At 67.0% G+C, this 13,440-nt stretch carries 9 protein-coding genes; 4 read left to right on the top strand and 5 right to left on the bottom strand.

Features of this window, described 5'->3' with window-relative positions; all coding sequences use genetic code 11:
- Nucleotides 1-161 precede the first annotated feature (161 nt).
- Together holA and ribA are read left to right on the top strand one after the other, a co-directional pair.
- Complete coding sequence (gene holA, locus IPI67_09090) at nucleotides 162-1,217, top strand: DNA polymerase III subunit delta (protein ID MBK7580344.1); 1,056 nt, start codon at nucleotides 162-164, stop codon at nucleotides 1,215-1,217.
- 85 nt (nucleotides 1,218-1,302) lie between these two features.
- Nucleotides 1,303-2,016, top strand: a complete 714-nt coding sequence (gene ribA, locus IPI67_09085; protein MBK7580343.1) for a GTP cyclohydrolase II — start codon at nucleotides 1,303-1,305, stop codon at nucleotides 2,014-2,016.
- A 24-nt stretch (nucleotides 2,017-2,040) separates the two neighbouring features.
- On the opposite strand, the gene glmU is transcribed toward ribA, so the two are convergent.
- Nucleotides 2,041-3,441: a bifunctional UDP-N-acetylglucosamine diphosphorylase/glucosamine-1-phosphate N-acetyltransferase GlmU gene (gene glmU / locus IPI67_09080; protein MBK7580342.1), complete on the bottom strand. Its 1,401-nt coding sequence runs from the start codon at nucleotides 3,439-3,441 to the stop codon at nucleotides 2,041-2,043.
- 115 nt (nucleotides 3,442-3,556) lie between these two features.
- On the opposite strand from glmU, the gene IPI67_09075 reads away from it, so the two are divergent.
- The gene (locus tag IPI67_09075; protein ID MBK7580341.1) at nucleotides 3,557-7,456 is read left to right on the top strand and encodes a hypothetical protein; all 3,900 of its coding nucleotides are present in this window, start codon (nucleotides 3,557-3,559) and stop codon (nucleotides 7,454-7,456) included.
- Nucleotides 7,457-7,523: 67 nt separating this feature from the next.
- A complete protein-coding gene (locus IPI67_09070; protein ID MBK7580340.1) occupies nucleotides 7,524-9,209 on the top strand; it encodes an outer membrane protein transport protein in 1,686 nt (561 codons plus the stop codon).
- 23 nt (nucleotides 9,210-9,232) lie between these two features.
- On the opposite strand, the gene IPI67_09065 is transcribed toward IPI67_09070, so the two are convergent.
- The 4 genes from IPI67_09065 to IPI67_09050 all read right to left on the bottom strand — a co-directional run bounded on the left by IPI67_09065 (nucleotide 9,233) and on the right by IPI67_09050 (nucleotide 13,342).
- The gene (locus tag IPI67_09065) at nucleotides 9,233-9,721 is read right to left on the bottom strand and encodes a hypothetical protein (GenBank protein ID MBK7580339.1); all 489 of its coding nucleotides are present in this window, start codon (nucleotides 9,719-9,721) and stop codon (nucleotides 9,233-9,235) included.
- A 71-nt stretch (nucleotides 9,722-9,792) separates the two neighbouring features.
- A complete protein-coding gene (locus IPI67_09060; protein ID MBK7580338.1) occupies nucleotides 9,793-10,197 on the bottom strand; it encodes a hypothetical protein in 405 nt (134 codons plus the stop codon).
- A 151-nt stretch (nucleotides 10,198-10,348) separates the two neighbouring features.
- On the bottom strand, nucleotides 10,349-10,918 hold the full coding sequence (locus tag IPI67_09055) for a hypothetical protein (protein ID MBK7580337.1): 570 nt from the start codon (nucleotides 10,916-10,918) through the stop codon (nucleotides 10,349-10,351).
- A gap of 84 nt (nucleotides 10,919-11,002) precedes the next feature.
- Nucleotides 11,003-13,342 (bottom strand): transglycosylase SLT domain-containing protein, encoded by a 2,340-nt coding sequence (locus IPI67_09050; protein MBK7580336.1) that lies wholly within the window; start codon nucleotides 13,340-13,342, stop codon nucleotides 11,003-11,005.
- Nucleotides 13,343-13,440 lie beyond the last annotated feature (98 nt).

The following is a 13,440-nucleotide window of genomic DNA, read 5'->3' as shown; positions in this document are numbered from 1 at the left end:
ATCGATGCGACGGCGCGACACGGCGCGGGCTTTACTACAGGCCCACGCTCCGCACTACCGGCGCGCCGCGCGCGCCTGCAGCCGGCGAGCGGAGTGCGCGCGGGTGACCCGCACATTTGCCGGACTTCCCCTCCGAGTCCGGCCATGCCAAGGCTCGGTGAGTGACCCCGGATCAAGCCCTCGCCCTGGCCCGCACCGGAGATCTGGGGCCCGTCTACCTGATCGTCGGCGAGGAGCAGTACCTCGCGACGGAGGTCGTGCGCGCGCTCCGAGAGGCGGCGCTCGCCGGCGCGACTCCGGGGCTGAACGACGAACAGATGGTGGCCGGCGAGAGCAAGGTCGATGCTGTGCTGGCCGCCGCGCGCACCCTGCCGATGTTCGCCAAACGCCGCCTGTTGACCCTGCGCTCCGTCGAACGCTGGGATGCCCACGGTGAAAAGAAGGCCAACGCCGAGGCGCTCGATCAGCTGGCCGACTATCTCGAAAAGCCGTCACCGAGCAGCGTGCTCTTGCTCATCGCCAGCAAGCTGGACAAACGCCGTCGCCTCTACGTCAGCGCGCAGAAGAAGGGCATCCTCGTCAACTGCGACTCGCTGTCGCGAAACGCACTGCCGGCTTTCGTCGCGCGGGCCGCCAGCGAGCGTGGCAACAAACTCGCAGCGGGTGTCGCAGACTTGATCGCCGAGCTCGCGGGACCGGATCTCGGTGGTGTCATCGACGCGGTCGAGCGTGTGTGCCTGTTTGCCGGCGCCGGCACGGAGGTCACGGAGGACCACGTCGCCGAGTGTGTCGTGCGACTGCGCCCGGCCACGGTGTGGGAGCTGGTCGACGCCGTCGGGCGACGCGATCCCGGCGCCGCGCTGTCGACTCTTGCCAGTGTGTTCGAGCCGAACGAGGGCCCGCGCTTGGTGGGTCTCCTGGCCTGGTCCGCCCGCCAGCTCTTGAAGTTCGAGTCGGCGCGGCGCAACGGCGCGAGCCCGGAGGAAGCCGCGAAACGCGCCGGCGCGCCGCCGTTCAAGGCGCGCGACCTGGCGCGACAGGTCGAGCGGCTCTCGCGCGCCGAGCTCGAGGCCTGGCTCGAGACCTTGGCGGGGCTGGATCTCGCCCTCAAGGGTGGGTCGAAACGTCCCCCGCAGGCGCTGCTCGAGCACGCAATCCTCGCGCTGTGCTCGGCTCGCAGTGGCGAGAGCGGGGCCGCGCGAGGCCGACGCGCTTGACCGACCTCGGCCCTGGCCCCATGCTCCGGATCGGTCGGCAACGCCCTAGCGAACTGTCTACGCTTCCCGGGCACCACCAGAGATCATGACGACGCCGAGAGACCCCGAAACGGAGGGCTGCCCGCTCACCCAGCTCGCCAGCGCCCCGCTGCCAACCCGCTTCGGCACGTTCGATCTGGTCGTCTATCGTTGGCGAGACGAAAACGCCGATCCCAGCCTCTCGGACGAGCACCTTGCGCTGGTTCTCGGCGACGTGCGTGGACAGTCCTCCATCGCCGTCCGGGTTCACTCCGAGTGCCTGACGGGAGAGGTGTTTTCGTCGCTGAAGTGCGACTGCAAAGGCCAGCTCGAGCGTGCGCAGGCCGAAATCGCGCGCCGCGGCCGCGGTGTGATCTTGTATCTGCGTCAAGAAGGCCGCGGCATCGGCCTGGCCAACAAGATCCGGGCGTACGCGCTGCAGGCCGAAGGCGCCGACACCATCGAGGCCAATCAGCGCCTTCACCTACCGGTGGATGCGCGCCAGTACGACGTGGCCGCCGCCATCTTGCGCGATCTGGGTGTGCAGTCGGTCGTGCTCATGACCAACAACCCAGAGAAAGTCGATGCTCTATCGCGCCTGGGGATCCGGGTCGATGAACGAATTCCGATGCTGGTCGCCGCGACCCCCTTCAGCGCCTCCTACCTGGAGGTGAAGAAGAAGAAGATGCGGCACGAGCTGCCGAGCGGGATGTTCAATCCAAAGCCCGAGCCGGAGCCGAGCGATGGCTCGGAAAAACCAGACCCCGCCGCGGCCCAGTGAGCCCCGCGACGCACGCGCCGAGGGTCACTGCTTTTTTGCCTGAGCCGCCAGGCGCGCCTTGAGTCGCGGAGCGTAGCCGGCTTTGTTCTCCTGAGCCGTGCGGCCGATGGCGAGCGCATCGTCGGGCACGTCTCGCGTGACGGTAGTGCCGGTCGCCACGTAGGCGTTCTGTCCGATTTGAACCGGCGCGACGAGCTGGCTGTCGCTACCGATGAACGCACCCGGCCCGATCACGGTCTTGTGTTTTCGGAAGCCGTCGTAGTTGCAGAAGATGGTGCCCGCGCCGACGTTCGCCCCCTCGCCGATGTCCCCATCACCCAGGTACGCGAGGTGATTTGCCTTTGCACCCTTGCGCACGCGGGTCTTCTTCGTCTCCACGAAGTTGCCAATGTGGGCGTCCTCGTCGATCTCGCTGCCTGGCCGCACGTGAGCAAAAGGCCCAATTTGCGCCCCGGCCGCCACCCGACTCTCGCTGATGACCGAGTACGGTTTGACCGTCGCTCGCTCACCGATCTCCGAGTCGGTGATCACACTCCCCGCGTCGATCACCGTCCCCGCGCCGATGCGGCAGCGGCCGCGCAGCTGCACCCCTGCTTCGATGCGCGCGTCCGCACCGATCTCCACGCTGTCGTCGATGTGCGCATCTCCGCGCACGGTCACACCGGCGACCTGGTGACGGCGTACGATGCGCTGGAACAACAGGCGCTCTGCATCGGCGAGCTGCGCCCTGTCGTTGACGCCCAGCAGATTATCGGCGTGGCCGAGCACCGCCAGCGCACCGCCGCCCGCAGCCGCGAGCGCGACCACGTCGGTCAAATAGAACTCACCAGCAGCGTTGTCCGCCTTGACGCGCTCGAGAGCCGAACGGAGCGCCGCGGTGTTCGCGACGTACACGCCGGCGTTGACCTCTTGTACCGCCCGCTCGGCATCACTTCGCAGATCGCGATGCTCCCGCACCTCGGTCACCCGACCGTTCGCGTCCCGCAAGACGCGTCCGTAGCCGCTCGGCTCTTCGACCCGGGCGCTCATCAGTGCGAGCTCAGTGCCAGGCGCCGCATCGAGCTGGCGAATGAGGGTGCGGAGATCGTCAGCCCGAAGCAGCGGCGTGTCGCCGCACAGGATGAGCACACGCTCGCTCTCGACTCCGTCGAGGCCGACCTTCACGGCATCACCCGTGCCCTGCGGGAGCTCCTGAACACGAACGTCGACGTCGGCCGCGGGCATCGCCGTGCGGCAAAGACCGATGGCGCGGTCCCGTACCTCCGCGCTCACCACACACACGATGGCGGTCGCACCGGCTTCGATGGCCGCCCGGAGCGGGTACAGCATCAGGGGGCGACCCGCCGCGGGGTGCAGCACCTTGGGCAGCTCGCTCTGCATGCGTTTACCCAGACCCGCAGCGAGCACGATGGCGGTGAGGCTCATGGTGCAGCTGATTTCGCACGGTCCGGCGACCGCGTCACGGACGCCGAACACCATGACGCGACGCGTTGTGATGCGAGGAACCCGCCGAAGGCTCGCCGGCGTAAACTAGCGGACCATGCGACGCGCGACTTTGAAGACTTCGCTGCTCTTTGGAGCCGCGCTCACCCTGTCCGCCGCTTGCTCCGGAGACTTCGACGACAAACGCAAGCGCACCGAGCCCATCGGCACCCTCGGTGACGACATGTACTCGGCGATGTGTGATCGCGTCGGCGCCTCGGTGCTGACCGAAGACATCTACGGCCTCTCCTACCACCCGGTCTGTCATCGCAACTCCGTGGGCCAGTATTCGGACCTGGTCGACTTGACCAAGCTGCCGCCGGTGAAAGATCCGCTGAGCGGCTCTGGCATCGCCCGCGCGCTGGCCATTGCGAAGGTCGAAGCCATGGCCAGGCGGCGCACTGATTTGATTCAGGCCTTCAACCTCACGTTCAGCGACGATCCGGTGGCGGATCCGTTCCACCCCGGCAAGACCATCGGCGGCCACCTGGCGCTCAAGCGTTTCATGCAGCGCATCGTCCCGCTCTACGAGACGAACCCGGTCGACAAGACCGGCTCGGGCTCTCGTGAGGGGCTGATGCCCAGCGTCACGCGCGCAACCGGACGCCTGTTCGCAGGTCTCGCCGGTCCCGGGAAGAGCACCTACGCCAAGTTCGGTGATCCCGCCAAGGCGCAGAAGGCGCAGCTCGCGCTCTCCCGCATGTCGGGTCGCCTGGGGTATCGACCGCTGCGCGTGGCGCTCGGTGCCATCCGACCCTCGATGGCCTACCCGGAACTGCGCCAGCTCGCTCAGATCTTCTCGGTGCGCCTGCGCGCGCCAGGCAAGAACGCGCCACCCGGGGCAGGAGTGATGCGCGATGCGTTCCAGAACGTGCTCGGCATGAGCCAGAACGAGCTCGCGACGAGCGTGGAGCAGCCGATCCCCGCGCCCTACGTGCTGACGGACGCTGCCAAGCTGCAACCGAACCGCCCGCGGACCAACGCGGAGGTCTCCCGCGCGATCATGCTCGCCACCGATCCCGCGTTTGCCGCTCCGGGTTCTCAGCCCCGGTATCTGGTCGTGCGCGATCCCCGCGGCTACGCGGTTCCCGCGGGCAATACGCCAGGGGTACCGGGCAGCGTCGGCGGCGCATTCGTAGACGGCAATGGGGACGGTTTTGCCGACGTCGACTCCACCGGGCGTTTCCTGGGCCCCGCCGGCCTGGCTCAGATCGACACGCCGTTCGTGGTGCCCGGGCTCCCGCGGGTGCTTCCGCCGGACCCGTTTGGTCGCGCCGTCGATCCGACGGGCGCGCCGCTGTTCGCCTACCTGGACACGAGCCAGACCTTCGTCGGGTCCACGACGCGTGACCTCGATCCGCTGCTCAATCCGGATCCCGTCGCCGAGAGCGAGGCCCTCGCGGATCTGTTGAGCGGCGCCTACGCGCTGTATGGCGACCCCATCCAGAACAAGGCCGACTGGGGCGTCGGCGGGGTCTACCCGAGCTTCGACACCGCCCAATCACCCCTCATCGATCTGGTCCAGGCCAGCGGCTGGATGTTCGCTCACAAGGACAGCGACGTTCACCTGAAGATGATGAAGAAACTGTTTACCGACCACGAGCAGCTGATGGCGCGCCTCATCGGCGCTGCGCTCAAGATCCGCGAGATCAGCAACTCGATGCCGGACGCAAAGCTCGATCCAACCGTCACCATCTGGGACGAGCTGCAGGAGATCATCGTCAAAACCTCGAAGGATCCGGCGCTGTTCAAGGACGTGCTGCGCTCGTTCGCACACCCCGATACCCAGGCCTACTTCGGGCCCGCCTACAGCAACTTCTCCAAGTTCAAGGACTCGCTCTACTACGACACCAACAACCTGAACGCAGCCCCCGTCAATCTGACGGATGCATCGAACCCCGATCCCCACGTGCCCGTGAACTACTCGGTGCCCGACGTCGGCGACGACCGCAGCGACTTCCACCGCATCCTGCAGATCATCCACGACGTGAACGGCGTGAACGCCTGCAACAAGGAGGGCGCAAAAGTCAAGGCGCTGGGCATCACCATTCCGGGCAGCTTCAAGGAGTGTGAGCTCTTCTACTTCCAGAACATGGGGCTCTTTTACCTGGACTCGATCCTGGGCAAGGCCAACCTCAAGGTGCGATCCGGCTTCTTGAACCTGCTCCTGCAGATCGGCGGCGTCATCGGCCTCGACCCCGACGGGGTGTTCGAAGACGGCAGCGGCATCACCGGCATGACGCGCAAACCTTCGCCGTATGCCCTGAATCGCCTGGTCTTCTTCGGCTCGCAGTCCACCAAGTTCGACCCGATGTTCGCCGGCACCATGCCGGACCGAGACAAGAACTGGAACGGCAAGAACGGCAAGACCAACGAGTTCGTCTCGCTGCTGATCGACGCCGTCAGCACCTCGGTCTGCCCGGAGCGATTGGTCAACGTGCCCGGCGCGACCGCCAGTGAGCCCAGTCAGCTCTGGCTCTCCGACTGCTCGCAGTCCGGCGGTGACGTGAACGACCTCCTGCGACTGCGCGGCAAGGGCACGATCTTCCTGTGGGAGAAGTACGAGTTCTACAAGAGCATGCGGCCGCTCTTGAAGGCCTTCGACGATCACGGCGCGGGCCAGGTGTTCCTCGACAGCGTCGAGACCCTGTACCGCCACTGGCCGTCCGCCGCGCATGGGCCGGAGTGCAACAGCACCGGCAACTTTGCCGACCGTCCCTGGCAGAAGTACCTGTCCGACTCCGACGCCAGCTCTCACAAGGTGAACGCGGCGTACAACGCCAAGTACTGCAACGGCAGCGGAGCCCTGAGCTACGAGCCGATCATGGCCGAGGCCTTTGCGGGCGATCTGCTCCCTGCCTTGGGTGAGCTGGTCAAGGTGCTGGACGACCCGAACTTCGTCACCGACGACCGTAACGGCGGGGTCAAGAAGAGCGGCCTCGACATCCTGCACGAGATGACCGTCGCGATGATGGACCCGGACTACGCGACCAGCGTCGGCATGGTCGACCGTTTCAACAACAAGGTCGGGAAATGGGCCAACGGCCAGATCGTCAAGCCGCAGCTGACGCTGTTCGATCTGTTCGCCGACGCCATGGCGAAGATCGACGCGCGCTTGGTGCCGGGCAGCTCGCGTTTCACTCGCTGGAAGCGCGCCCGCAGCAAGCTCGTGGATCAGTTCCTGACCGTGGACGGTGACGGCGCGAGCGCGCAGTTCCGGAACCAGGGTTTCGTGAAGAGTGTGCCCATCTTGCTCGACGTTTTGCGCGAGCAGATCAACGCCAACTGCCCCGATCGCGAGACCAGCCCGGTGGCCTGCCAGTGGGCGACGGCGGAGCTCGCCCAGAAGGCCAACGAGAGCATGAGCGGGCCGCTGTTCGGGACCAGCATGTTCTTGCTGGACCTGATCAACGAGGACGAAGAGGCGCGGCGCGCCCTGGAGAAACACCTGCGTTACTTGGTGCAGTCCGCCAGCGGCAACGACGCCATGATCAGCATGCTCGCGAGCTCCGCGGACATGATGCAGATCATGAGTGACGACATGAACATGCCCGCCATCTACAACGCCGTCGCCACCGCTGCGGCGCCGGAAGAGGCGAGCGCCGACGGCAAACCCACACCTGGCACCGCGGACCGCGTGGTCGAGCTGCTCGACGCCCTCACCTCCGAACCGGGCGGGCAGCCAAACCCCTACGACCCCTACCGTTACCAGGATCGCATCCTCGCCAACCTGGTCGCGCCCATCGACGGGGCGAACCCGGACAGCCCGACACCGCTCGAGATCTTCCTCGACACCTTTGCGGAGGTGAACCGCATCGACGCGCGGGCCCCGCGCGAGGAGCCACTGTCGCCCGACGACCTGCAGATGGTCTTCGCCACGATGCGCGACTTCATGACCGACAAGACCCGCGGCATGGAGCAGCTGTACGAGATCATGCGGCACCGCAATGGGGATTGAGCGGCCCAGGAAAAGCAGCGGATTTTCTGGAGTGAAGGTGCAAGAATGGCGGGCTCGTGAGCTGCCGGTGACCAGAGTGCGACGAAGCGGGAAGATCGGGGGAGTCGTGCTCGCGCTCGGCCTGGCGTGCCTGGCCCGGGACGCGCGCGCAGCAGGGCTCTACTTCGGGGATCGCGGCGTGCGCCCCCTCGGTCGCGCCGGGGCCTTCGTGGCCGGCGCGGACGACGGCGGCGCCATCGCCTACAACCCCGCAGGGCTGGCCTTCGCAGGGCACGCCTACCTCGGCGACTTCGCCTGGATGAACTACACGAGCACGTACCAGCGCAAACAGCTGGTGCGTCAGGTCGATCCCAACACGGGACTGCCCACAGGCCAGACCTGGCAGTTCACCTATCCGAAGGTCGAAGGCCGCACGCCCATCTTGCCGATCCCGACCGCGGTCTACTCGAACCCGTTCGGCCAGCAGAAGATGAACTTCGCCATCGGGGTCCACGCCCCGTACTCGGCGATCACGAGCTTTCCGGAGAAGGTGAAGGGCCAGGCGGCACCGCAGCGTTATTCGCTGATCTCCCTCGACGGTTCGGCCCTGGCGGTCATCGGGGGCTACGCCTCCTATCGGCCGTCGAAACAGCTCGCGCTCGGCGCGGGCGTCGAGGTGTTGGCCGGATATTTCCAGACCTCCGTCTTCTTCAGCGCGTGTGTGCCCGAGCGTTTCATCTGTGCGCCGGAGCAGCCGGAGTACGACGCCTACGGTCAGCTGCGCGTCGGCCCCATCGTGGCGCCGACCGGGATCTTGGGCGCGATCTTCCTGCCCAGCGACTCGCTGCGCATCGGTGCCTCGTTCCACTTGCCGATCTGGATCAACTCTCCGGGCACCCAGAGTGTGCGGCTGCCGAGCGCGGCCGTGTTCGACGGCGCGAGCGTCGCCGGGGACGAGGTGAACGTGAAGTTCAACCTGCCCTGGGTCGCACGCTTCGGCATCGAGTATCGCCCCGTGGACGCGCTCCGCATCGAGGGCGGCGTGGCCTACGAGGCCTGGTCGATGCACGACACGATCGACGTCAGATCCGAAGGCATCGCGCTGGAGAACGTTGCCGGTTTCCCGCCGGTCTACAAGATCCCACCGCTGAGCATCGAGCGCGGATTTCAGGACACGTACTCGGTGCGGGTCGGCGCCGAGTACAAGTTCCCGGTGTCGAGCTACGCGCTCGGCCTGCGCAGCGGCGCGATGTACGAGAAGAGCGCCATCCCGCGGGAGTACCTGTCGGCGTCGACCATCGATCTGGACAAGGTCACGTTCTCGTTCGGCGGCAGCCTGTACCTCGGCAAGTGGCGCTTCGACGGGGTGTACGCTCGGGTCGTCGGCACCCCGGTCGAGGTGGGTGTGAACGAGCAGCGCATCAAGCAGCTGAACCCGGTGCTGGCCAATCCCGCGGCGAACCCCAACTACGTGAACGCCGGCAAGTACACCGCGAGCGCCAACGTGTTCGGCGTCGGGCTGGTGTATCAGTTCGATTCGCCCGCTGAGCCTCCAACCAAAGCGCGGGCCAACCCCGACGACGAGCCGGACGAACCGAAGGCGAAACCGAAGCTCACCCCCAAGGCCGAAGCGGAACCTGCCGAGACGGCCGAGCCGAAGAAAAAGCCCGACCCCGAAGCCGACAAGCAGGCGGACGACGAGTTCGAGAAGGCCTTCGAAAAAGAGAACAAGAAGGGCGGCAAGAAGCCCGGCAAGGGCGGCAAGAAGAAATAGCCGGCTCCGCGCGCTCGGTCCGCTCAGAGCCCCAAGCTGACACGGCGCCGCGCCCCGAACGCGCTGAGCGCACGAGCCTCGAAGGACAGCCCCTTGGCGTCGGCGGGCAGCTCGTACAGCGCAGTGAAGCGTTTCAACATGGACGGCGGCAGGCTCTCGAGCGTGAGTGACTGCTCCGGTTCGTGAATGAACATCGCCTGATCGTCGAGGGGTTTGAACTCCCGCGCCTGGTCGTCGAAGACCTTCGGATGATCGAGGATGGTCTCGGACTCTTTCGAGGTGTTGGTGACCTTGAAATCCACCTTCAAGAATTTCCCGCTGGTCTTCTTGTCTCCAGTCAGCCCTTGGACTTGTTTCCCGATCACGCTCGCTCCGACCACCACCCACTGGCTGTCGTCGAAGGTCACGAGGTCGCCGGGTTTCGCGAGGGTCTCCGGCTTGCCCTTGCAGGCCAGGAGCGCGAACAGCAGCACGAGCAGCAGTGGAAACGAGCGTCGGCGAGCGGTTTGCATGAGGGCTCCCGCTGCCCTCCTACGCCCGTCCCCAGGGCGGGCTTCCCCGGGGCACGAGATCGCCGGGCGAGTCAGTCCGCGCCCACTCCCTGCGTGTCCACGCTGAGATCCCCGACCTTCACGTTCAGCCCGCCTCCCTTGCGCTCGACCCGCACGTTGCCGGTGCGGACCTGCTCGCCTTTCGCAGGGGAGCGCTCGACCTCGACGCGCTCGGACTTGTCCCCGTTGTCGACCTGCACCCGCGTTCCGTTCCCGGAGCGCCGGACCTCCACCCGCTTCGCCTTGCCGGCGTTGTCGACCTGCACGCTTGCGCCGGCAGCGGGCGGAGCCTCCTGGGTCTCCAAGACGACACTCGCGTGAGCCGGTTCCGCGCTTGGCGCCGTCGCTCGGCTGGTGCTGACGAAGTAAGCGCCTCCGGCGCCTGCGGAAGCCGCCACCCCAGCAATTGCCACGACGATATTCCTGATGAGAGCCATGTTTCGATACCTCCGACGCGTCCCCTCTTCACGCTGCGTGCCAGCGTATAAGTGCGGAGTTTTTCTAGGATGGAAGCGGTGGATGGCAGGGATCACCCGGCCACGTGCGGGGGATCCCCCGCCGCAAGCGGGGCCGCCGCGAGCCGCTCACTCAAGCCAGCCAGATGGCAAGCTTGACCAGCGCGAAGGCGAGAGCAAACCACGCCGGGGGCAACAGCAAGGCTGTGCGCTGCCGCGCCCGGCGCAGCAGCGCAAACGCGAGCGGCAGACTCAGCACCGCCTGCCCTGTAGCCACCGGCCAGATCACCTGGTGTTCGACCGCAAAGCGCAGCGAGAAGAACACTGCGGCACTTACCGCGACCAACACGAGCAGCATCACCAGTGCAGCCCGTGGGCGCTTCACCAGCCATAACGCGAGGGGGAGCGGAGCCAGTGTCACGAACCCCGAATATCGATCGACCCACGGCAACATTCCGACGAGCCAGACGGCGAGCGGACTGAGCGCGAGGCACACCCAGAGCCAGCGCTGGCCGCGAGTATCGAGCAGCGATAGGCCGAGCCCGATCTGAAATCCGACCGCGCCCACCCAGACGATGGCGTACACGGTCAGCAAGATCAGCGCGATCCCCCCCATGTCGGTGCTGCCGCTGATGGCAGCCGCGGTGGTGGGGCGGAACCCAACCGCGACCGCAATGGTCATCGCCGCCGCCCAGCGTCTCACCGCGCCAGCTTACGGAAAACCGTCGGCAGAAGCTCGCTCGAACGAGCGCAGGGCGCGGCGCTCTCCAGGCGCGGCAATTTTGGCTCAGCCGCCTGCGGCCGGCTCAGCTTCGGCGGGCGCTGCGTCGGCGGCGGGCTCAGTCGCCGGAGCAGAGTCCGAGTCTTTGGGCTCGAGCTCGGGCAACGGCTCCGGCTCCGCCGGGGCGGCAGCCGGCGCCTTGCCGTGAGCGCTGCCGATGGGCACGTAGACGACGAGTTTGTCTCCGGACTCCAGGGCCTTGCGCCGGGAGCGGCGGTTGATGCGCTCCATCCAGCCGACGCTCATTCCGTAGCGCCGACCGAGCGCCGCCAGCGTATCGCCGGTCCGAGCCTCGACGGTGATGCGCTTCCTGCCGTTCTGTCCCTCGAAGTAGTCGAAGAACTCGGGTGTTCCTGCGACCAAGACCCGAACGTCGCGCTCACCGAGGGCGCGCACTTCGGTCAGATTGACTCCGGGCTTCACCCAGATGGCCAGTGTCATGCCTGAGACCAATCGCGCGCCGGGATCGATGGCGTTCCACGCGAGCACCTCGCCCTCAGCGACGGCGAATCCCTTGGCGATCCGCGCGAGGTTGTCGCCGCCCTGCACGCGGTAGAAGACCCGGGTCCGGTCCGAGTAGCGGAACTCGCGCGGTGAGACGACCACGACTTCGTCGGCGCTCGCTGCCGCAGCCGCCACGGTGCGAGCGGCCCTCTTCGGCAAGAGGAGCACCGTCCCCGGCGCCAGCGCCTCGTCGTCGCGAAGTTTGTTCACTCGCAGCACCTGAGTGCGGTCTGCACTGCGAGCGTCGATGACGGCCTTCGAGTCGTCCCCCATTCGCACGACGTAGGGCTCGAGCTCGGGCTCTGGATCACCGAGTTTTGCCAGGGCTGCGTTGGCCTGCTGCGCTCTGTCGCTCGGCACCCGTACCCGGAACACGGCCGCGGACTTGGACCGCGACGGCGGCACCCGTCCCAGCAAAAATTGAGGATTCAGCCCTTCGATCGTCGCGACGGGGACACCCGCCGCAGCGGCAACGCGGTCGAGCGGAGTACCCGCCTGGGCGATCACACCGTCGAAATTCTCGGCCACATCCGGCGTGATGTCGGCGAGACCAAACGCCTTCTTGTTCGCCATCACCAGCGCAACGGCGAAGATCTTCGGCACGTAGAGCGTGGTCTCCCAGGGGATCCCCGCCTCGTAGCGGCAGAGCTCCCAGTAGTCGTTGGTGTTGAACTTTCGAATCGCCCGCGACAGCCCCGCGTAGCCCATGTTGTACGCGGCCATCGCCAGCTCCCAGTTGCCGAAGCGCCGGTACAGATCACCCAGGTACATGACGGCGGCGTCGGTCGCGCGTTTGGGATCGTAACGCTCGTCAACCCAGCGATCGACGGTCAAGCCGTAGAGACGCCCAGCATCCGGCATGAACTGCCAGAGACCCCCGGCGCCAGCGGGCGACACGATGGTCGGGTTGTGACCGCTCTCGATCAGGCTGAGCCAGACGAGATCCGACGGCAGCCCCGCACGGGTGAGCTCGGACTTGAGCGCGCCAACGTAGCGACCGCTCTTTCTCGCCCACACCCGGGCGATCGCCTTGCCCTGGGGGTTGTCGCGATAGAACTTGAGGTAACGCACGACGCGCGATTCGAGCCGCACGGGCAGATCGGGCATGGTCAGCGAGCGGATCCACTCCGCGTCACTCGAACCATCCCCGCTGTCGTCCAGCCCGGGATCCCCAGCGCGCCCCGGCGGCATGCCCGAAGCAACAACCTCGGGCCCGGACTTGGCGGAGGGTTTCGGAAGATCCCAGCTGAAGCCTGGGGTGGATCCCGGCAGCGGTTTGGGAAATAGCACCCGGTCGGCGGCACGCAGCGCCTCGAGCTCGGGATCTTTCTTGCTCGCCGCCGGAGTGTTCGACGCCGCGATACGCCGCCGCGCACTCTCGTTCGGCGGCGGCGGGCGAGTGGCGCCCGTGGGCAAACTAGCGGCCGGACGTCGCGGTGCACGCCCCTTCTTCTTGCTCGGTGTCGGGCTCGGTTTGCGCGGTTTGGCGCTGGCACCCTTCGCCGGCGCCGCAAGCGGGGCGGCCTTTGGTGGAGGCGGCAGTTGCGGGGTCGTGGGCGGCGCCGCGGGAGGTGAGGCGGCGGAAGGCGGCGGCGCGCTCGCCGTGGGCGGAGGGTTTGCGCTCGGTGCCACGGGTTTGGCGCCCGGCGCGGGTGCTGCCGGCTTCGGCTGCACGACCTTCGGCGCGCTCGGCTTCGCGGGGTCCGCCTTGCCTGCGCTCGCAGGCGCACGTGCGCCCGCCCCGGCTGGATTCGGGACCACATCTTGTGCGTGCACCGTCGCGGCGAACGACAACAGGAGAGTGATGGCGACCGAACCGGCGGCGCGACGGGAGCCGGGCATTGAACGAGTGGTAGCGATGAAGTGAACTCGGGTCAAATCACGCGGGGATTCGGCGGAACTCTTGTGCGCGAGCGCCGAGGTGTGCGGGGGGTCGCAGC

The sequence above is a fragment of the Myxococcales bacterium genome, assembly GCA_016706225.1.
GTDB lineage: Bacteria > Myxococcota_A > Polyangia > Polyangiales > Polyangiaceae > JADJKB01.
This window is presented reverse-complemented; position numbering and strand designations above follow the sequence as displayed.

Bases quoted from the DNA above. Each gene is read 5' to 3' on its own strand.
- ribA (MBK7580343.1), top strand. From the start codon at position 1,303: ATGACGACGCCGAGAGACCCCGAAACGGAGGGCTGCCCGCTCACCCAG.
- glmU (MBK7580342.1), bottom strand. From the start codon at position 3,441: ATGAGCCTCACCGCCATCGTGCTCGCTGCGGGTCTGGGTAAACGCATG.
- IPI67_09075 (MBK7580341.1), top strand. From the start codon at position 3,557: ATGCGACGCGCGACTTTGAAGACTTCGCTGCTCTTTGGAGCCGCGCTC.
- IPI67_09065 (MBK7580339.1), bottom strand. From the start codon at position 9,721: ATGCAAACCGCTCGCCGACGCTCGTTTCCACTGCTGCTCGTGCTGCTG.
- IPI67_09060 (MBK7580338.1), bottom strand. From the start codon at position 10,197: ATGGCTCTCATCAGGAATATCGTCGTGGCAATTGCTGGGGTGGCGGCT.
- IPI67_09050 (MBK7580336.1), bottom strand. From the start codon at position 13,342: ATGCCCGGCTCCCGTCGCGCCGCCGGTTCGGTCGCCATCACTCTCCTG.